Below are 20101 nucleotides of genomic sequence, written 5' to 3' on the forward strand. Positions count from 1 at the left end.
GCAAAATAGGTCATCAGCGCGCGGCCTGCTGATCAAGGCTGCGTGCGGCCCGCGTGATGACGGCTGCCACTTCCTTGGGATGCGACTCGTAGACGGAGTGGCTCGCGCCCGGGATGACGGTGGTGTGGCTCTTGGCACGCTCGTAGTACCAGCGCTCCAGATCGGGATTGATGATCTGGTCGCTGCCGGCAACGATGCCCCAGCTCGGCTTGGTCTTCCACGCCGCCGCCGTGAGCGGCGTGCTGAACACCTGTGCCGCAGCCGGAACCTGGGAGCGTGCGACGAACTCGGCGCGCTCACGCGGCAGATCGGGCGCGAACAGCTTTGGGAATTGCACGGGATCAAGATAGGTGAACTTGTCGGGCGTGACCTTGATGACGCCTTCGGTCTTTCCAAGCACGCTCGGCGTCTTCTTGCCCAGCGCCGATTCGTCCTCGCCGACGTCGGGGGCGTGCGCGGCGACGTAGACGAGGCCGACGACGCTCGGATGAACGCCTGCTTCGGTGATGATCGAGCCGCCGTAGCTGTGGCCGACGAGAAGCGTCGGGCCGTTCTGGAGATCGAGAATCCGCTTCGCCGCCGTGACGTCATCGGCGAACGACGTTTCCGGTTCCTGGACCATGGTGACGTGGAAGCCTTCCTTGGTCAGGATCTCGTAGACCGGCTTCCAGCCGGACGCATCCACCCAGGCGCCGTGCACCAGGACGATGTTCTTCAGGGGCTCCGCGCGCGCCGTGTCGACGGTCGCGAACAGCGAAAGGGCGGCGGCGAAGGCGAGGCAGGCGCTATGAGGTTTCATGTCGGGATCACTCCGGGTTGGAATGGTGCGACACTAGGTCGAGACCGGTCCCACGTATTTCCGCAAATAACTGTCCTTGCCACTTCGCACGCCCGGACACATCGATCGTGGCAATGATCCCTCGCGATTCTCGAGAACGCGACCTAGCTATGCGCGCATCCCGCATGCACAGGATCGAACCGATGACATCCACCGCAAAATTCCCTATCGCACTTCTCATTCTGCTGTGCGCCGCATCGTCGGCCCTTGCAGGCACCTGCGCAGACGAGATTGCTCGCACTCAGGTGCAGCTGGATCGTGCCATTGAGAAGGATGCCGGCTCCCACGGCTGGAAGCCGGAGAGCCTGAACGCGCTGCGCAGCCATCAGCCGACGCCCCGCTCCCTTGCCGAAGCCGAGAGCGGTGACGGCGTCGATTTCACGGTTGCGTTGGATTCGCTTGATCGTGCTCGTGCCGCCGATCACATCGGTGACATGCGCGCGTGTCGCCGGGAACTGGCCCACGCGCGGGCCATTCTGAGATAGCGAAAGCAAAAGTTAGAACCACGCCGCGCTGCTGCCAATGCCGCGCGGCCGCTTGATCGTGCGACAGAGGGCGCAGCCGTCCGAACGCAAACACCTCTTGTGTTCGTGCAGGCCGGGAGTGGGACGTGCTTTCTGGAAATACCCGCGCTCGCACACCTTTCTAAGGTTCGACGGCATTCAGCCGGAGCAATCGTCCATGCGGGACCAGCATTCACCGAACCATGTCGTAGGGACATCAGGATCGCACCGGCTCGCCGCGATGCGTCCAGGCATGCTGCTCGCAGCCGGCCTTTGGCTCGTGTCGGCTGCGGCAATCGCTCAGACGGCGATGCCGGGAATGCAACCCTCCCCCGGGATGCTTCCGACGTCGCCGCTCAACACGCAATCGACCCGGCCCGTGGGTATCCCGCTGGGATCGACCGAGATTGCAACGCCCGGCACTTCGCCACTCAATCCCGGGCAAGACATGACGAACTGTCCGACATCGGCAAATTCCGCTTCGCCAGGCGCATTATTCGATGGTGGCGGATTTGCCGGCACCTCGTCGACTGCTTGCACCGGCAACATGACCACTCCGTTGCCGCTGTCCTCGCCAACCACGGTCGGACGCGTCGGAATTCCATTGGGCGCCACCGAGCTCGGCGGTGCCGGAATCAGCCCGTCCGTTCCAGTGCCAAGCCCCGCCCCTACCGACAGCACGACCTCGATCAACGGCATGCCGTCGATCAACGGCGCGGGCCTTCCCTGACATCATCGAGGATCATCACCGTGAAACGCCCCCTCACCATTGCGCTCGTCGCTTTCGCCGCCATCGGCGCCGGATCAGGTTTGTGGTTCTTCGCGGACCGCAAGCCGGTGGTGGCGGCCATGCCCGTTTCGATGCCCGCTGCCGTGCCGGTGGTCGCTGCCGCCGTCACGGGCAGGGACGTTCCGATCGATCTGAGCGGCATCGGCACGGTGATCGCCTACAACACCGACGTGGTGCGCAGCCAGATCCAGGGGCAGATCGTCAAGATCGCCTTCACCGAGGGACAGGCCGTCAAGGCCGGCGACCTGCTCGCCCAGATCGATCCGCGCCCCTATGAGGCTCAGATCGAGCAGCTGACCGCCAATCGCGACAGGGACCAGGCGCAGCTCGCGAACGCCGAGGCCAATCTCTCGCGCTACAACAAGCTCGGCGACAAGGGCTATGCGACGCCGCAATTGATCGACACCCAGACGGCCCAGGTAGCTCAGCTCAAGGCAGCCGTGAAGGCCGACCAGGCGCAGATCGACCAGGCCAACGTCCAGCTCAGCTACACGCGCCTGACCTCGGCCATCCCCGGCATCACCGGCGTCCGCCAGATCGACGTCGGCAACGTGATCCATCCGACCGATCCCAATGGCCTCGTCGTCGTCACCCAGATCGAGCCGATCTCGCTACTCTTCACCTTGCCGCAGACAGACCTGCCGTTGATCCAGGAGCACGCCGCCAAGGGCACGCTGAAGGTCATCGCCTACAGCCAGGACAACAAGATGAAGCTGGACGAAGGCAAGCTGCTGCTGGTCAACAACGAGATCGCGGGAACGACGGGCACCGTCCAGCTCAAGGCGGAATTTCCCAACCGTGAGCACCGACTGTGGCCGGGGCAGCTCGTCAACGCGCGTCTGCTGCTGGAGGTGCGGAAGGATGCGCTGACAGTGGCCGGCTCGGCGGTCCAGCAGGGCCCGAACGGCAGCTACGTTTATGTGGTGTCCCCTGACCAGACGGTCGCCTTGCGACCGGTTCACGTCGCGCAGATCAGCGATGGTCAGGCGCTGATCGACCAGGGGCTGAAATCGGGCGACGTCGTCGTGGTCGACGGTCAATACCGGCTCACCGAGGGAAGTCGCGTTCACGAACTGCACGGCAAGGCCGCGCGTGAGGCGGACCTGCAGAGCGCCGTGCAGGACGCAATCCCATGAACCTCTCTGCGCCCTTCATCCTGCGGCCGATTGCAACCGCCCTGCTGATGGCAGGCCTGCTGTTGCTCGGCCTTGCGGCCTATCCCTTGCTGCCGGTCGGCGCGCTCCCGAACGTCAACTACCCGACGATCCAGATCTCGGCGCAATTGCCGGGTGCAGACCCAGGGACCATCGCCTCATCTCTCGCGACGCCCCTCGAACAGCAGCTCAGCCAGATCCCGGGCGTCACCCAGCTCACTTCGTCCAGCGCCCTCGGCGTCGCCCAGCTCACGGTGCAGTTCGAGCTCTCGCGCACGGTGGACAGCGCCGCCGTCGATGTGCTCGCCGCCATCAACGCCGCCAGCCCCTTCCTGCCGCCGAACATCCCCTACCCGCCGACGATCCGGAAGGTGAATCCCGCGGAGACGCCGATCATGCTGATCGCGCTGACCTCGGATTCGCTGCCGCTGACCACGGTGGACGCCTATGCAGAAAACATCCTGCTGCCCAAGATCTCGCAGGTTCCGGGCGTGGGCCTCGTCGGACTTGGCGGCCAGCAGAAGCCCGCGATCCGCATCCGCGTCAATCCGCAGGCGCTTGCCGCCCGCGGCATCGGCCTCGAAGACGTCCGCAACGTGATTGCCGGCGCCAATGTCGATCTGCCCAAGGGCACGCTCAACAGCCCGCGCGTGACGTATACGCTCAACACCAATGATCAGCTGCTCAAGCCCTCGGCCTATGAGGATCTCATCATCGCCTATCGCAACGGCTCGCCGGTGCGATTGCGCGACGTCGGTACCGCGATCGAAGCGCCCGAAAACGATCTCCTCGCAGGCTGGTACGGCAAGGACCCCGCCATCATTCTGGCCGTCCAACGCGTTCCCGGCGCCAACGTCATCGAGACCGTCGACCGGGTCAAGAAGCTGCTGCCGCAGCTGCAAGCCTCCGTTCCGCCGGCGATCAAGGTGACGATCGCGGCCGATCGCACCGCCACCATCCGCGCCGCCGTCTCCGACGTCCAGTTCACCCTGCTGCTGACGGTCGCCTTGGTGGTGATGGTCATATTCTTGTTCCTGCGGAATTTCTGGGCCACCGTCATCCCGGCGATCACCGTTCCCCTGGCGCTGATCGGGACATTCGCGATCCTCTATGTGCTCGGCTACAGCCTCGACAACCTCTCGCTGATGGCGCTGTCGATCGCCGTCGGCTTCGTGGTCGACGACGCCGTGGTGGTCATCGAGAACATCGTCCGCCATCTCGAGCAGGGCATGACGCCGATGGAGGCGGCGCTCAAGGGCTCCAGCGAGATCGGCTTCACGATCGTCTCGATCACCTTCTCGCTGATCGCGGTGTTCATCCCGCTGTTCCTGATGGGCGGCTATGTCGGCAAGCTGTTCCAGGAGTTCGCCATCACGATCACGGCCTCGCTGCTGCTATCGCTGATCATCTCGCTCACGCTGACGCCGATGATGTGCGCGCGCCTCCTGAAGGACAATTCGCGCAGGAAGCACGGCCGGCTTTACCTCCTGTTCGAGTGCGGCTTCGACGCCCTGCTTGCGCTCTATGCGCGGGGCCTTCGCGTCGTGCTGCGCCATCGCTTTGCGACACTGCTCGTGATGCTCTCGACGATCGCCCTGACCGGCTATCTCTACGTCATCATCCCCAAGGGCTTCTTCCCGCAGCAGGACACCGGGCAGATCGTCGGCATCACCGAGGCCGCCCAGGACATCTCCTTCCCGGCCATGTCCGAACGCCAGCAGGCCATCGTCGGCATCCTCTCGAAGGATCCGGCCATCCAGTCGGTGGCCAGCTATATCGGCCCTGGCGGCCCGACGGCGACGCTCAATCAGGGCCGCATCTTCATCGTCCTGAAGCCGAAGCCCGAACGCAAGGCCAGCGCCGACGAAATCATCAGCCGGCTGAGACCGCAGCTCGCCCACATCCAGGGCATCACGCTCTACATGCAGGCGGCCCAGGACATCACCATCGGCGCGCGTCTGTCGAAGGCGCAGTATCAGTACACGTTGACGGACGCCGATTCCAACGAGCTCACCCACTGGTCGGCGATCTTCCTGGAGAAGCTCCGCGCGCTCGACATCATCACCGACGTCGCGAGCGATCAGGCCGATGCCGGTCCGAGACTGCAAGTCACCGTCAATCGCGAAGTCGCCTCCAGCTTCGGCATCCTTCCGACGACGATCGACAACGCCCTCGACGACGCCTTCGGCCAGCGCATCGTCTCCACCATGTTCACCTCGCTGAACCAATATCACGTCGTGATGGAGGTCAATCCCAAGTTCCAGTATGGCCCCGAGGCGCTCAAGGACATCTACCTGAACTCGGCCAGCGGCCAGCAGGTCCCGCTCAGCACGCTGGTTCACAGCGTCATTGAGCCTGCGCCGATCCTGATCAACCATCAGGGCCTGTTTCCCTCCGTCACGATCTCGTTCAACCTGCGGCCCGGCGCTGCACTCGGCGATGCCGTGGCGGCGGTCCAGAAGATCGAGAAGGAGACCGGCAAGCCGGCTTCGCTCTCGACCTCATTCCAGGGCAATGCGCAGGCGTTCCAGTCGTCGCTATCAGGCACGCCGCTTTTGATCGGGGCGGCACTGATCGTGATCTACATCATTCTCGGCGTGCTCTATGAGAGCCTGATCCATCCGATCACGATCCTGTCGACGCTGCCATCCGCCGGCATCGGCGCACTGCTGCTGCTGCTCGCGGTCCACACGGACCTCAGCGTCATCGCCATCATCGGGATCATTCTCCTGATCGGCATCGTCAAGAAGAACGGAATCATGCTGGTCGACTTCGCCCTCGACGTGGAGCGCCAGCACGGGCTGAGCCCCGAGGAGGCGATCTACCAGGCCTGTACGCTCCGCTTCCGTCCAATTCTGATGACGACGATGGCGGCACTGCTTGGCGGCGTACCTCTGATGCTCGGCACCGGCACCGGCGCGGAATTGCGCCAGCCGCTCGGCTACACCATCGTCGGCGGCCTGATGCTCTCGCAGATCCTGACGCTTTACACGACGCCCGTGGTCTATCTGTATCTCGATCGGCTCGGCAACTGGTTCACTGGACGCACGGCGGAAGCGAGCGAAACGCCCAGCCCTTCCCAGACCAACGCAGAGACGGGATTGACCCACGAATCCGCTTGAGGTGATCCGACCGCGGCGTCGTGCGTTTTGGCAAAGAACCTGCGGAAACGCAAAAGACGGCTCTTCCGCACTGCGGTAGACGTCCGCGCATGACGTCCGAACGCCTGGATGGCCCCCACCGCATACAGCTCCGGCGATGGTGGCACCGCGTGCTGCCGACCCAAACCGGGCAGAATCGCGTTCTCCTGTGGGCCTGGGGCAGCGTCGCCTTGAGCCTGTTGACGCTCGCCTGCTTGCTGCTCGAATACGATTTCACGGTGATCGCCGTCGCTGCTTTTCTCGCTGCGACGCTGACGCTCGTCACGGCGGTCATGGACATCGCCGCCCGGAACAAAGCGATCGCCGAACTGGAGCGGAGCGAGCAACGTTATCGCCAGCTGTTCAGCCGCATGCCGATCGCGCTCCGGCAGCTCGATGCCACCAAGCTTGTGGTGCTGTTCCGGAAGTTGCGCGCCGAAGGGGTCGAGGATCTCGGCAGCTATTTCGACGCCCATCCCGATTTCCTCAAGATCTGCATGGAGGCACTCTCATTTCAGGAGGCCAACGAGCGGGCGATCCAGATGTTCGGCGGCGATTACGCCGGACGCTCCATGGCCGACACCTGGCGGGAGCGGCCGGATACGTTCCGGCGGGCCATGGAATCCCGCTTTCGCGGCGAGACGAACTTCGAGGAGGAGACCAGGATGGTCACCTGGGACGACCGCGTCCTCGATGTCCTCTTCACGACGGCGCGCGTCGGTCCCGTCAATGATCTCGAACTGAGCCTGGTCGGCACGATCGACATTTCCCAGCGCGTTCGCGCCCAGGAGAGACTCCGGCAGGTACAGGCGGAGTTCGCGCATGCTGCGCGGATCTCGATGCTCGGCGAGCTCACCGCCTCGATCGCCCACGAGGTCAACCAGCCGCTGGCTGCCATCACGACCAATGCCGCGGCCGGCCTGCGCTGGCTGAACAGGCCCAATCCCGATCTGGCCGAGTTGCGCAAGGTGATCGAGAACACGGCCACGGATGCCAGACGCGCCGCGAGCATCGTGGCGCGCGTTCACGGGATGGCGACGCGAAAGGCGCCGGAGCGGATCCCGCTCTCGCTCGACGGCGTCGTTCGGGAGGCCATGCTGTTCCTCCGGCATGAGCTGGAGTCTCACGACGTCGCAATCCAGCACCGCCCCGGTCCGGCAACGCCGCTTGTGCTGGGCGACCGCACGCAGCTTCAGCAGGTGATCGTCAATTTGGCGATCAACGCCATGCAGGCCATGATCCAGGCCGGCACGGAGAGCTGCCGGATCGTCATCACCACCACTTCTCCCGATTCGGGCACAATATGCTGCTCCGTGGAGGACAACGGCCCGGGCATCGACACCGAGCATGTAGGCCGTCTCTTCGACAGCTTCTTCACGACCAAGGAGAGTGGCATGGGCATGGGCCTGCCGATCTGCCGCTCCATCGTCGAAGCACATGGCGGCCGGATCAATGCCGAGGGCAAAGGTGCCGAGGGCGGCGCACGGTTCTGGTTCACGCTGCCGATCTCCGGCTCGACGCATCCGGGCTGATCGGAAGCAAAGGCGGATCGACGCCGTCCGGCCTATTGCTCGGGCACAGCGCCGCTCGAGCGCACTAGGCGGATCGGGACACCCTTGAACGACGGTGTGAAGCTCATGGGATCGTGGGCATAGAGCGGCACCAGCGGATTGGTCTCGGGATAATAGGCCGCACAACAGCCGGCCGGAAACGAATGGCCGACGACCCGGAAGTTGCGCACGATGCGCTCGACGCCATCGGTCGATTCCGTGATGAGGTCCACGCGGTCGCCCTCGGCAAAGCCGCGCTTCTTCATCTCATATTCGTTGAGGAACACCACGTCGCGCTGCCCGAAGACGCCGCGATAGCGATCGGACATCGAATAGAGCGTCGTGTTGTACTGGTCGTGGCTGCGGATCGTGCTGAGCCACAGGAAATCGGGATCGCATTGCTCTGGATCCTCGCCGCAGCCCTCGAACACCAGGAAATTGGCCTTGCCCGATGGCGTCATCCAGATCCGCTCCCTCGCCGTCGAGGTGAGATGGAAGCCGCCGGGAACGCGGATCCGCGCGTTGTAGCCCTGGAAGATGGGGAACACCGCCTCGATGGCATCGCGAATGCGGTCGTAATCGGCAACGAACCCATCCCAGTCCACCACGGTGCGGTCGCCGAGCGTCGCCTTGGCGACCCCGGCAACGATCGCGACCTCGCTGAGCAGATGCTCCGACGCCGGCGTGTTGCGGCCGCCCGAAGCGTGAACCATGGACATGGAATCTTCCACCGAGATGGACTGCGGTCCCGTCGCCTGGACATCGATCTCGGTGCGGCCGAGACAGGGCAGGATCAGCGCGGCCCGGCCGTGAATCAGATGGCTGCGGTTCAGCTTGGTGGAGACATGGACAGTCAGGTCGAGCTTGCGCAGTGCGGCCTGCGTCGCCTGCCAGTCCGGAATGGCGGCGGCAAAATTGCCGCCCATGGCGAAAAAGACCTTCACCTCGCCGCGGATCATGGCCTCCAGGGCCGTCACGACGTTGTGTCCCGGCTCTGACGGCGGCTTGAAGCCGAAGTGGCGTTCGAGCCGCTCGAGAAAATCCGCCTTGGGGACTTCCGTGATCCCCACGGTGCGATCGCCCTGCACGTTGGAATGACCGCGAACCGGACAGACGCCGGCGCCCTCACGCCCGAGATTGCCGCGCAGAAGTGCGAGATTGGCGATCTGCTGCACGTTGTGCGCGCCGCGCTGATGCTGGGTGATGCCCATGCCATAGACGAGAATGGCGCGCTCCGACTTCATATAGGCGTTGGCGGCGTAGTCCATGTCTTCGCGCGTCAGGCCGGACTGGCGTTCGATGTCGGGCCATTGCGTCCGCTTGAGGTCATCGATCAGCGCTTCGATGCCTGTGGTGTGCCCACGAATGAAGTCCCAGTCCAGGGTCTCCGGCTGGTCGGCGCCGCGAGCCGCTTCGTCGGCCTCGACCAGGATCTTCATGATGCCCTTGAGGACGGCGACGTCACCGCCGACACGCACCTGGAATAACTTCGAGCTGATCTTCGTCGACGTCAGCGTGATCATCTCGACGGGGCTCTGCGGCGCCTGGAAACGCTCGAGCGCCCGTTCGCGGAACGGATTGAAGGAGATGATCGAGGCGCCGCGGCGCGAGGCATTGCGCAGGCTCGTCATCATCCGCGGGCTGTTGGTGCCCGGGTTCTGGCCGAAGATGAAGATGCAATCGGCCTTGTCGAAATCCTCCAGCAAAACCGTGCCCTTGCCGACGCCGAGCGATTGCGGCAGGCCGACGCTGGTCGCCTCGTGGCACATGTTGGAGCAGTCGGGAAAGTTGTTGGTGCCGTATTCACGAACGAACAGCTGGTAGAGGAAGGCGGCCTCGTTCGAGGTCCGTCCGGACGTATAGAAATCCGCCATGTTCGGATCCGGCAGCGCCTTCAGCTCGCGGCCGATCATGTCGAACGCATCGCTCCACGTGACCGGAACGTAGCGGTCGGATGCGGCATCATAGGCCATGGGATGGGTGAGCCGTCCGACCATTTCGAGATCGTAGTCGCTCCAGGTCGACAGCTCGGTGACGGTATGCTCGGCGAAGAACTCGGGCGTGCATCGCTTGGATGTCGTCTCCCAGGCGATCGCCTTGCCGCCGTTCTCGCAGAACTCGAATGACGAGGTATGCTTCGGATCGGGCCAGGCGCAGCCTGGACAATCAAAACCCTGCGGCTGGTTCATGCGGCTCAGTGTCGCCGCGCCCTTCACCGGCACCCGCTGCACCAGCAGAGCTTCGCTGAGCGCCTTAAGCGCCCCCCAGCCTCCGGCAGGCTCATGATAGGGACGAACCGATTTCCTGGTCATCGACGATATCTCTGAATGTGACGTTCCCCTCGCAGTTAAGGATCGTAGCCTCCCTGGCGTCTTTTCAAATCGGACTTCGAATTTCGCGATTGCACAGCTTTGGTCCCGCCGAGGCCGATAGTGCATTCCGGAAAAAACATCGTCGTTCGCGGAAGCTGGGCGGGCAGGGTGAAACTAGGCTGCGACGCTGGAGTCTCGCTGGAGGCTCAACATGCATTGAGGAGCGACCAACATGTTTTCACGACGAGAATTGCTGGCCATGTCGGCCGCGGGTGCTGCAATGGTCAGCTCGGGTGCGCAAGGCGCGACCTTCGGCAATCCGGACGAGCCGCCGCAAGGTGCGATCAATACCAAGAACGCCAGCAGCCTGAGCGATCCCGGACCGCAAAATCCGGCTCTTGCGAAGCAATTCCCCTCGGCGCAGACGCCGCCGGCGACCGATGTCGGCGGCCTGCCGATGAACTGGGCCTCGTTCAACAACGCACCCAGGCGCATCCAGAACGGCGGCTGGGCCCGCCAGGTCACGGTCGTCGACTTCGCGATCTCGAAGGAGATCTCCGGCGTCAACATGCGGCTGTCCGCCGGAGGCATCCGCGAGCTGCATTGGCATCAGGCAGCCGAATGGGCAATCATGACCTACGGCGGCTGCCGCATCACCGTGCTCGACGTCCAGGGGCGGCCGTATGTGGCCGATCTCAAGGCCGGCGACCTCTGGTACTTCCCGCCCGGCGCGCCCCACTCCCTGCAAGGGCTTGGTCCCGACGGCTGCGAGTTCGTGATCTGCTTCGACGATGGCCACGCCAACGAGTTCAATACGCTGCTGGTGACGGACTGGCTCGCCCACACGCCGCCGGAGGTGCTGAGCAAGAACTTCGGCGTGCCGGCCGAAACCTTCGGCAAGATTCCGCTGCACAATCTCTGGATCTTCCAGGGCACGGTCCCCGGCGATCTCGCAGCAGATCGTGCCGCCGTCGCAGACACGCCGAAGCACCGCCCTACCCCTTCGTCTACTCGCTGGGCAGCTCGGCTCCGCTCAAGGAGAGCGCAGCGGGAAGCATCCGGATCGCCGACAGCAGCAACTTCAAGGTGGCAACCACGGTTGCGGCGGCGCTGGTGACGATGCCTCCGGGCGCGGTCCGGGAGATGCACTGGCATCCGAACGCGGACGAATGGCAATACTACATCTCGGGCCAGGCGCGGATGACGGTGTTCGATACCGGACCCAACGCACGCACGACGGATTTCTCCGCGGGCGATATCGGCTACGTCCCGCGCAACCTCGGTCACTACGTCGAGAACGTCGGCGATACCGACGTGCAGTTCGTCGGTGTCTTCCGCGCCCCGCGCTACGAGGAAGTCTCGCTCTCCAACTGGCTGGCGCATACGCCGCCGAGGCTGGTCGCCCAGCACCTCAACATCGACGAGAAGCTGATCGCGCAATGGCCGGACACCAGTCCGGGCGTCATGCCAAAGACCTGAATGAAAAGGCGCCGGAACCGGCGCCTTTTTCTTTGCCTGTTGGAAGATGCCTGTCGCTCGGATCAAGCCGCCGCAATGGCGGCTTTGCACGTTGTCCTGCTTCTGACGGTCAATAGCGGACCGATTCCGAATCGAACTTGCCCTTGAAGACGCGGAAGCCGATCGCGACGTAGATCAGCATCAGCGGGAAGACGACGAGGCCCGCTCCCCAGAACATGAAGGCGAGGCTGGCATGAGGTGCAGCGGCTTCGTCGACGGTGATGGCGAAGGGAACCATGTAGGGCCAGAACGAGAGCGCCAGCGTCCCGAACGCCGACAAGAAGATCAGCGAGACCATGTGGAATGGCCAATAATCATCGTGCCGCAGAATGCTGGAGGCGAGCATGCAGGCAGCCCCCGCACCGATCGCCGGAAAGACGAACAGATAAGGCCGCTCGATCCAGCGGTGCAGGATCGGCAGGTGCTGCAACAGCGCGTGAGCGAAGACGAGGATCAGGAACAGCAGAACGCCGGTCGCCAAGACCGGAATCTGGCTCCGCGCCAGGTCGCGAACCGCGCCGTCGCGCTTGCGCACCAGCCAGCAGGCCCCAAGCAGCGCATAGCCGAGGCACAGGCCGATGCCGCATAGCACCGAGAACCCGCTCAACCAGCCGAATACGCCGCCGGCGTACTGGCCGTCGATGATCGGCAGCCCCTGCACGAGCGCGCCGACCATCACGCCTTGCATGAAGGTCGCGACCAGCGAGCCGCCGCCGAAGCCGAGATCCCAGATCCAGCGTGAGCGCTGCGACTTGGCGCGGAATTCGAACGCAACCCCGCGCAGGATCAGCCCCAGCAGCATGAAGATGACGGGGATGTAGAAAGCCGAGAGCACCGTCGCATACACGACCGGAAACGCACCCCACAGAACTACACCCGTCACTACGAGCCAGGTCTCGTTGCCATCCCAGAACGGCGCGATCGCGCCCAGCATGGCCTGCCGGCGTGCTTCGCTGTTCGGCAGCAGAAACAATATTCCGACGCCGAGATCGAAGCCGTCGAGCAGAAGGTAGATCAGGATGCTGATAGCCAGCAGAGCAACCCAGAACGTCACCATGGTCATTCTCCAGCCTGAGCGCAGTTGCCGCCCGGAAGCAGCGGCCGGTCAGCAAGCGACATCGGCCGGTTGGGCATGGCGGGCGCATGCACGACCTTATCGTCGAGCCCCGCCGGACCGGCGCGCAACAGCCGGTAGATGTAGTAGGTCCCGAACGAGAAGATGAAGGCGTAGACCGCGACGAACATGATCAGCGACGTCGTCGCCGCGGCCGCCGTCAGGAACGGCGTCACCGCGTCTGCGGTGCGCAGCACTCCGTAGACCGTCCACGGCTGGCGCCCCACTTCCGCGGTGTACCAGCCGGTGAGGATCGCGATCCAGGGCAGCGGAAAGCTCAGGAAAATGCCCCAGAGCAGCAGGCGGTTTCGCTCGAGGCGATGCTTGAAGCTGAGCCAGGTGCCAAGCCAAGCAACACCTAACATCAGGAGGCCGCAACCGACCATAATACGGAAGGCGAAGAACGGGATTGCCACCGGCGGCCGGTCCTGCGGCGGAAAGCTGGTCAGGCCGACCTCCTTCGAGCTCAGGCTCATGCTGCCGATGATGCTCCCGAGCACTGGAATCGAGATCGCATATTTGTTCGACTCGGTGCTGGAGTCGGGGATCGCAATCAGCACCTCCGAAGCAGGCTGCTCGTCGTGCCAGCGGGCCTCGATCGCGGCAAACTTGGCCGGCTGATAATCGTGGACGTAGTCGCCGACGAGATGCCCGATGAAGAGCTGCACGGGAAGCAGCACCGCCGCGAGCGCAAGACCCATGCGCAGCATCACATGCGCCTCGGCGCGATAGGTCCGCCGCAACAAGTACCACGCTCCCGTCGCCGCGACGCAGAACGCACCCGTCAGGTATGATGCGAGCAGCATGTGCGGAAACCTGACCCAGACCACCCTGTTGAAGATGATCTGCATCCAATCGTCGGGCACGAACTGCCCATTTTGCATGACGTAGCCGGTCGGCACCTGCATCCAGCTGTTGTTGACCATGATCCAGAACGCCGACAGCGTGGTGCCAAGCGCTACCATGGCGGTCGAGAACAGGTAGAACCAGGGCGGCACCCTGGTCCGCCCGAAAATGAGGATGCCGAAGAAGCTCGCCTCCAGCATGAAGGCCGTGAACGTCTCGTAGGCCAGAAGCGGTCCCTGGATCGGCCCGGACATCTTCGAGAGCACGCTCCAGTTCGTCCCGAACTGGAAGCCCATCACGACGCCCGACACCACGCCCATGCCGAAGGCGACGCCGAAGATCTTGAGCCAGAACTCGAACAGGGTCCGGTAGACCGGCTTGCCGCTATGGAGGTGCATCGCCTCCAGCACCGTGAGCCATGCGGCAAGCCCGATGGTGAAAGCCGGGAAGATGATGTGAAACGAGATGGTGAAGGCAAATTGCAGCCGCGACAGGAGAAGCGCCGTCGGGTCCATCGGAGTCCCCCTGTCTCAGGCTCGTTTCACGGCCAGCGGCGTGCGCTCGGCCGGATGCTGGATGTCGGCGATCTCGAGCACTGCCGCTGTGGCCGAGCGGATCTGGCGGCAGAACTCCGCATCATCGATCAGCGACGCGCCATAGGACGGGACGATCTTCTTCAGCTTCGGCAACCAGGCGCTTGCGGTCAGCTCTCCGGCGAAGCACTTCTCCAGCACGCTGATGGCGATGAACGCCGCGGTGGAGGCGCCCGGCGATGCCCCAAGCAGGGCCACCAGCGAGTGATCCTCGGCACCGACGAGCTCGGTGCCGAATTCGAGCAGTCCGCCCCGCTTGACGTCGGGCTTTATGATCTGGACGCGCTGGCCTGCGACCTGCAACCGCCAATCCTTCGGATCGGCCTTCGGGAAATATTCATCGAGCGCCGCAAGACGGTGATTCTCGGACTGCAACACCTGCCCGACCAGATATTCGGTGAGATCGAAATTGTCGCGCGCCACCGAGAGCAACGGCTCGACGTTGGCGGGACGGATGGATTCGAACAGGTCCAGCAGCGAGCCGTGCTTGAGGAACTTGCTCGAGAAACCCGCATAGGGCCCGAACAGCAGCGAGCGCCGGCCGCCGATCACGCGCGTGTCCAGATGCGGCACCGACATCGGCGGCGAGCCGACCGCGGCCTTGCCGTAGACCTTGGCGTGGTGGCGCTCGTTGATCGCGGGGTCGTCGCAACGCAGCCAGATCCCGCTGACGGGAAAGCCGCCATAGCCGCGTCCCTCCGGGATGCCTGATTTCTCCAGCAGTGGCAGCGCACCGCCGCCGGCGCCGATGAAGACGAACTTCGCGAGGACCGAGCGCGTCTCTCCGCTTTCGATGTCGCGCACCTCGATCCGCCAGCGGCCACCCTGCTCGCGCACGAGATTGGTGACGCAGCTCTTGTAGTGCACGGCGCAGCCGGGCTGGCTGACGAGGTGACCAACCAGCAGATGAGTCAGCGCGCCGTAGTCGACGTCGGTACCGGAAATGATGCGCGTTGCGGCAACCGGCTCATCGCCGCTGCGGCCGTCCATCACCAGCGGCGCCCATTCGGCGATCTGCCGGGGGTCCTCGGTATGCTCCATGCCCTCATAGCAATGATGGGAGGACATCGCCGCGAACCGCTTCCGCAGGAATGCGACATTCTCTGCGCCATGCACGAAGCTCATATGCGGCACCGGATGGATGAAGGCCCGCGGATCGGCGATCGCGCCCTTCTCGATCAGGTAGGACCAGAACTGCCGGGACAGGTCGAACTCGACATTGACCTCCAGCGCCTTGGAGATGTCGACGGAGCCGTCGGGGCGTTGCGGCGTGTAGTTCATCTCGCAATTTGCGGCGTGCCCGGTGCCCGCATTGTTCCAGGAGTCCGAGCTTTCCAGCGCGCAATCGTCCAGCATCTCGAGCATCTGGATCGTGAGCGACGGCTCCAGCTCCTTGAGCAGGACGCCGAGTGTGGAGCTCATAATGCCTGCACCGATGAGCACGACGTCGGTTTCGTGGTCGGAAGTCACTTGCATGGCGTTTCTCTTCGTTGGATGTTGTTGTTCGGATTGCCGGATCAGGCCCGCGCCGATTGCCGCGCCTTGGCGCGGAACGGCACCTCGGCTCCCGGTCGCAGCACCACATAGGCGCGGCGCCAGGACGAATCGTCCGTCAGTTTCCAGCTGTGCCCCGATCCCGCAGTGTCCTCGGCGAGCAGGATGTTGCCGGGATGGATCAGGAAGTGATGTCCGTCGCGCGTCTGGAAATCGAGCGTTCCGCTCAGCGTGATCACCAATTGGCGGATCGGCGCGGTGTGCCAGGAAAACGCGCCGCCCGATTCGGTCTCCTGGAAGGACACGCTGGTCGCATCGATCTTGCCGGTGAGAAAATCGCCGCGCTGGCCGGGCGCGAGCTCGATGACGCCTTCCTCGAAATGTGAATTGCCGTCCTCTCCGGTCCATAGACGTACACAACGGATCATCGTTTCTCTCCTTTCAGCCGGCCTTTGCGCCGATTGCGTGTGGCGCCTCGATCTCGGCCACATAGGGTGTGACCATCTTGGTGGGATCCACGATGCGGTCGAACTCCGGCTCGGTCACGAAACCGAGCTTGAGCGCCGCCGACTTCAGCGTGAGATCTTGGTCCATGGCGAAATGCGCGATCCTCGACGCCTTGTCGTAGCCGATCACCGGAGCCAGCGCGGTCACGAGCATCAGCGACCGCTCGACATACTCCTTGATCTTCTTGCAATTCGGCTCCGTGCCTTCGACCAGGAACTTGCGGAAATTCGTACAGCCGTCGGTGAGGATGGTGACGGACTGCGCGATGTTGTGGATGATCAGCGGCTTGTAGACGTTCATCTCGAGATAACCGCAGGCACCGCCGAACCCGACGGCAACGTCGTTCGCCATCACCTGCACGGCGATCATCGTCAGCGCTTCGGCCTGCGTTGGATTGACCTTACCCGGCATGATCGACGAGCCGGGCTCGTTCTCCGGTATCAGCAGCTCGGCAAAACCCGCACGCGGACCGCAGGACATCAGGCGGATGTCGTTGGCGATCTTGTAGAGCGATCCGGCGAGTGTACGAAGCGTGCCGGAGAGTTGCACCAGCGCATCATGTGCGCCCTGCACGGCGAACTTGTTGGGCGCGCTGATGAATGGCAGCTCTGTCAGCCGCGCGATCTCGGCAGCAGCGGCTTCGGCGAAGCCCGGTGCCGAATTGATTCCGGTGCCGACCGCCGTACCGCCGAGCGCGAGGCGGAGTACGCCCTTGAGCGCGTCGTCGATGCGCGCCAGATCGTCAGCGAGCATGCCGGCATAACCGGACCATTCCTGTCCCAACGTCAGCGGCGTCGCATCCTGCATGTGGGTCCGGCCGATCTTCACGATATCACCCCACTGGCTCGACTTCACCGCGATCGCGTCATGCAACGCCGCGACGGCGGGCACGAGGCGCTGGGTCACGTTCATCGCGGCCGCGATGTACATCGCCGACGGAAAGCTGTCGTTCGACGATTGCGACATGTTGACGTGATCGTTCGGATGAACGGGACGCTTGCTCCCGAGCGGCGTGCCGGCAAGCTGGCAACAGCGGTTCGAGATCACCTCGTTCACGTTCATGTTGAATTGCGTGCCGCTGCCCGTCATCCAGACGTGAAGCGGAAACATGTCGTGATGCTGGCCGGCGAGAATCTCATCGCAGACGTGGACGATCAGCTTGTGGAGCTTGCCGTCGAGACGGCCGCCGGCGCAATTGGCATTCGCCGCCGCTTTCTTCAGGATCGCATAGGACTGGATCATTTCGCGCGGCATCAGATCCTTGCCGATGCTGAAATGTTCGAGCGAGCGCTGCGTCTGTGCGCCCCAGAGCCTGTCCGCCGGCACCTCGACTTCACCAAGGCTGTCTGTCTCTTTGCGGAGGTCGTTCATCCTTGCCTCTCGTTGCAATTGACGTTGAAATTGCCTTCCAGCTCTGCCCAAGAGCCTACGGACCGTGCCGTTCACCTGCTTCCGCGAACGAACGTCCTTTTGTCGAATGGCATGGTGAACGCTTCCAGCGTTCAGCGCTCGACCCCGCATTGCATGTCGATGTCCTAGACAGGAACGGTTCAGCTTCGGCGTGGCCGGCGGCACAGCCAGAGCACGCTCATCGACGATGTGATCGGCAGCACGAGGCTCCACGCGCCCATCCACTTCGCTGCGCAACAGCCGAGGGCCGCTCCCATCAAAAACATCAGACAGAGCAGAAACATGATCCACGTGCCGCGCGCGGCGTCACGATTGGACGTTGCAACGGACTGGTCGATGGCACGGAGCATGTCGCCCGTGACGGTGACGGTGAGAATTTGCCAGCGCTCGACCTGCCTGAAACTGGCCGACCGCAGCGCGACGCCGAAAGAGATCGCTGGGATGGTGGCCATCTCCGGGATTCGATGGAGCAGCAGCATCGCAACCGTAAGGCAGACGATCTCTCCGACGAGGCAGCGTAGCGGCGCCCGGATGCGAATCGCCAGCGAAGCGCCGAGCAGAAACGCGACGATCGGAAGGAGATGGTGGACCGCCTGCCGCCACTGTCCCGACATGGCGTCGATGCCGAGGAAGGCGACATTGCCGGTCTGCGAACTTGCAAATACGCCGCCGAGCGAGAGCCAGGTAAAGGCGTCGAGAAAGCCCCCCGACAGGGTCAGGAGGAAGGCGACGAGCAACGATCGCTCCGGCGCATCGACGCCAGTCTTCGTCTCGGCGGCGGGCGCTGGAGATACGGCGTGCATCGCCATGTCATCCAGCCGCAGGTTCAGGCGAAGGCGCGCTGTGCGGCCTCTTCGGGCAGCAGAACGCGACGCACATGCGTGAATACGCCGTATCCGTCATCGCGGGCGATCGCGAGCAGCGTGATGCCCGCCTCCTCCGCGGTCCGGATGGCGAGCGCGGTCGGAGCGGACACGGCCACGAGGACCGGCGCGCCGATCATCGCCGCCTTCTGTACCATCTCGACCGATACGCGGCTGGTCAGCAGCACGGCGCCATCGCCCGCCGATCGTCCCTCGCGGGCCATCGCACCGGCGAGCTTGTCGAGCGCATTGTGCCGGCCGACATCCTCCCGCACCAAGCCGATGCCGGAGCGGGGATGCCAGAAGGCGGCCGCATGGACGGAACGCGTCTGCCGGTTCAGGACCTGGAGCGGAGACAACGCCTGCATGGCGCCAAGCAAGTCCCGCGCGTGAAAGGCGACACTCGGGCCCGCGACTTGCGACGGTGCACGGCACGCCTGTTCGAGGCTCTCGATGCCGCACAGCCCGCATCCGACGGGCCCGCTGATGGCGCGGCGCCGCGCCGCCAGGGACGCCGCGCGGTCGCCATCGAGCCACATCCGGACCTCAACACCCAGATCGTTCGGAACCAGCTCGATGCTCCTGATCTCGCTCGCGCGTTCGACGATAGCTTCGGTGAGGCTGAAGCCGATACCGAAATCCTCGAGATCGCCCGGGGTGCCCATCATTACCGCATGGGTCGATCCGTTATAGGTGAGCGCAATCGCGGTCTCTTCCGCGACCAGGCGCGAGCTCGACCGCGTCTCACCGTTGCGCCAGGCGATCTCCCGATACCGCTTAGCAGTCGAACCCGCCATCATGGCTCACACCGTTGCGAAATAGCCTTGGTCGTGACGAACTGAAGCAGCAGACGCTCGAACTTTATGCCGGCATCTGGCCGAGGCTCCGAGACGCTGCTCATCCTCCACCCGTTTCCCGGCCGAACGGCATATCTTGCGCTTACGAACTCGGACCGATACGGCCGGTCTCGTACAGGAACCAGATGCGCCGCTCGGTCTCGTCGATCCAGTTTTCCAGGAGGCTTGCGGTGGCGACATCGCCGTATTCATCGCAGAGCTCGTGAACCCGGCGCATCTCCCGCGTCAGCTGTTGGTTGTCGCTGCGCAGCTCAGCAAGCATGTCCTGCGGATCGACATAGTCGGCGTCATTGTCGAGAATGCGTTGCTCGCGGGCGATGTGCCCGATTGAGCGCAGGGTGGTGCCGCCGATCTTGCGGGCGCGTTCAGCGATCTCGTCGGTCATCGCGAAGATCTGCTCGGCCTGCTCGTCGAGCATCAGGTGGTAGTCGCGGAAGTGGCGGCCGGAGACGTGCCAGTGGAAGTTCTTGGTCTTCAGGTAGAGAGCGAAGACGTCGGCGAGCAGCGCTCTCAACGCGGCTGGAACGTCCCGGTTCGCATTCGTGCCGAGATCGGTCGGTGTCTGAAGGTCGGCTTTGGTCATGGTCGGCATCCTTGCTTGGAGGTTGAAAA

15 protein-coding genes and 1 pseudogene are annotated in these 20101 nt (G+C 63.9%); 5 read left to right on the forward strand and 11 right to left on the reverse strand.

What is annotated here, in order from left to right; genetic code table 11:
* Nucleotides 1–13: 13 nt before the first annotated feature.
* Nucleotides 14–799, reverse strand: a complete 786-nt coding sequence (locus RCO31_RS28585) for an alpha/beta hydrolase (RefSeq protein ID WP_145641599.1) — start codon at nucleotides 797–799, stop codon at nucleotides 14–16.
* Nucleotides 800–912: 113 nt separating this feature from the next.
* Between RCO31_RS28585 and RCO31_RS28590 the strand changes: the two genes are divergently transcribed.
* Nucleotides 913–1323, forward strand: a complete 411-nt coding sequence (locus RCO31_RS28590) for a hypothetical protein (protein WP_308971734.1) — start codon at nucleotides 913–915, stop codon at nucleotides 1321–1323.
* A 318-nt stretch (nucleotides 1324–1641) separates the two neighbouring features.
* On the opposite strand, the gene RCO31_RS28595 is transcribed toward RCO31_RS28590, so the two are convergent.
* Nucleotides 1642–2040, reverse strand: a complete 399-nt coding sequence (locus tag RCO31_RS28595) for a hypothetical protein (protein ID WP_145641671.1) — start codon at nucleotides 2038–2040, stop codon at nucleotides 1642–1644.
* 51 nt (nucleotides 2041–2091) lie between these two features.
* Here RCO31_RS28595 and RCO31_RS28600 point away from each other — a divergent pair, with 51 nt between their 5' ends.
* From RCO31_RS28600 to RCO31_RS28610, 3 genes are all read left to right on the forward strand, one after another.
* A complete protein-coding gene (locus RCO31_RS28600; RefSeq protein ID WP_145641605.1) occupies nucleotides 2092–3267 on the forward strand; it encodes an efflux RND transporter periplasmic adaptor subunit in 1176 nt (391 codons plus the stop codon).
* On the forward strand, nucleotides 3264–6407 hold the full coding sequence (locus RCO31_RS28605; RefSeq protein ID WP_145641607.1) for an efflux RND transporter permease subunit: 3144 nt from the start codon (nucleotides 3264–3266) through the stop codon (nucleotides 6405–6407). The genes RCO31_RS28600 and RCO31_RS28605 overlap by 4 nt, the downstream gene beginning before the upstream one ends.
* Before the next feature lie 89 nt (nucleotides 6408–6496).
* Complete coding sequence (locus RCO31_RS28610; protein WP_145641609.1) at nucleotides 6497–7957, forward strand: sensor histidine kinase; 1461 nt, start codon at nucleotides 6497–6499, stop codon at nucleotides 7955–7957.
* Nucleotides 7958–7989: 32 nt separating this feature from the next.
* On the opposite strand, the gene RCO31_RS28615 is transcribed toward RCO31_RS28610, so the two are convergent.
* The gene (locus tag RCO31_RS28615; protein ID WP_145641611.1) at nucleotides 7990–10287 is read right to left on the reverse strand and encodes an FdhF/YdeP family oxidoreductase; all 2298 of its coding nucleotides are present in this window, start codon (nucleotides 10285–10287) and stop codon (nucleotides 7990–7992) included.
* A gap of 232 nt (nucleotides 10288–10519) precedes the next feature.
* Here RCO31_RS28615 and RCO31_RS28620 point away from each other — a divergent pair.
* Nucleotides 10520–11766: pseudogene (locus tag RCO31_RS28620) on the forward strand (oxalate decarboxylase family bicupin).
* A 109-nt stretch (nucleotides 11767–11875) separates the two neighbouring features.
* Here RCO31_RS28620 and cydB read toward each other — a convergent pair.
* The 8 genes from cydB to RCO31_RS28660 all read right to left on the reverse strand — a co-directional run bounded on the left by cydB (nucleotide 11876) and on the right by RCO31_RS28660 (nucleotide 20072).
* Nucleotides 11876–12862: a cytochrome d ubiquinol oxidase subunit II gene (cydB, locus tag RCO31_RS28625; protein ID WP_145641613.1), complete on the reverse strand. Its 987-nt coding sequence runs from the start codon at nucleotides 12860–12862 to the stop codon at nucleotides 11876–11878.
* Nucleotides 12863–12864: 2 nt separating this feature from the next.
* Nucleotides 12865–14280, reverse strand: a complete 1416-nt coding sequence (locus tag RCO31_RS28630) for a cytochrome ubiquinol oxidase subunit I (RefSeq protein ID WP_145641615.1) — start codon at nucleotides 14278–14280, stop codon at nucleotides 12865–12867.
* Nucleotides 14281–14295: 15 nt separating this feature from the next.
* Nucleotides 14296–15834, reverse strand: coding sequence for a malate dehydrogenase (quinone) (gene mqo, locus RCO31_RS28635; protein ID WP_145641617.1), 1539 nt, complete (start codon nucleotides 15832–15834; stop codon nucleotides 14296–14298).
* Nucleotides 15835–15875: 41 nt separating this feature from the next.
* A complete protein-coding gene (locus RCO31_RS28640) occupies nucleotides 15876–16280 on the reverse strand; it encodes a hypothetical protein (protein WP_145641619.1) in 405 nt (134 codons plus the stop codon).
* A 13-nt stretch (nucleotides 16281–16293) separates the two neighbouring features.
* Nucleotides 16294–17730 (reverse strand): class II fumarate hydratase, encoded by a 1437-nt coding sequence (gene fumC / locus RCO31_RS28645; protein WP_145641621.1) that lies wholly within the window; start codon nucleotides 17728–17730, stop codon nucleotides 16294–16296.
* Nucleotides 17731–17909: 179 nt separating this feature from the next.
* Nucleotides 17910–18572, reverse strand: a complete 663-nt coding sequence (locus RCO31_RS28650; RefSeq protein ID WP_231088625.1) for a YoaK family protein — start codon at nucleotides 18570–18572, stop codon at nucleotides 17910–17912.
* 23 nt (nucleotides 18573–18595) lie between these two features.
* Nucleotides 18596–19432, reverse strand: a complete 837-nt coding sequence (fdhD, locus tag RCO31_RS28655; protein WP_145641626.1) for a formate dehydrogenase accessory sulfurtransferase FdhD — start codon at nucleotides 19430–19432, stop codon at nucleotides 18596–18598.
* A gap of 139 nt (nucleotides 19433–19571) precedes the next feature.
* Nucleotides 19572–20072 (reverse strand): Dps family protein, encoded by a 501-nt coding sequence (locus RCO31_RS28660; protein WP_167520749.1) that lies wholly within the window; start codon nucleotides 20070–20072, stop codon nucleotides 19572–19574.
* Between the last annotated feature and the right edge of the window lie 29 nt (nucleotides 20073–20101).

Origin of the sequence: Bradyrhizobium sp. LHD-71, from assembly GCF_031157255.1 — a bacterium.
Classification (GTDB): Bacteria; Pseudomonadota; Alphaproteobacteria; order Rhizobiales; family Xanthobacteraceae; genus P52-10.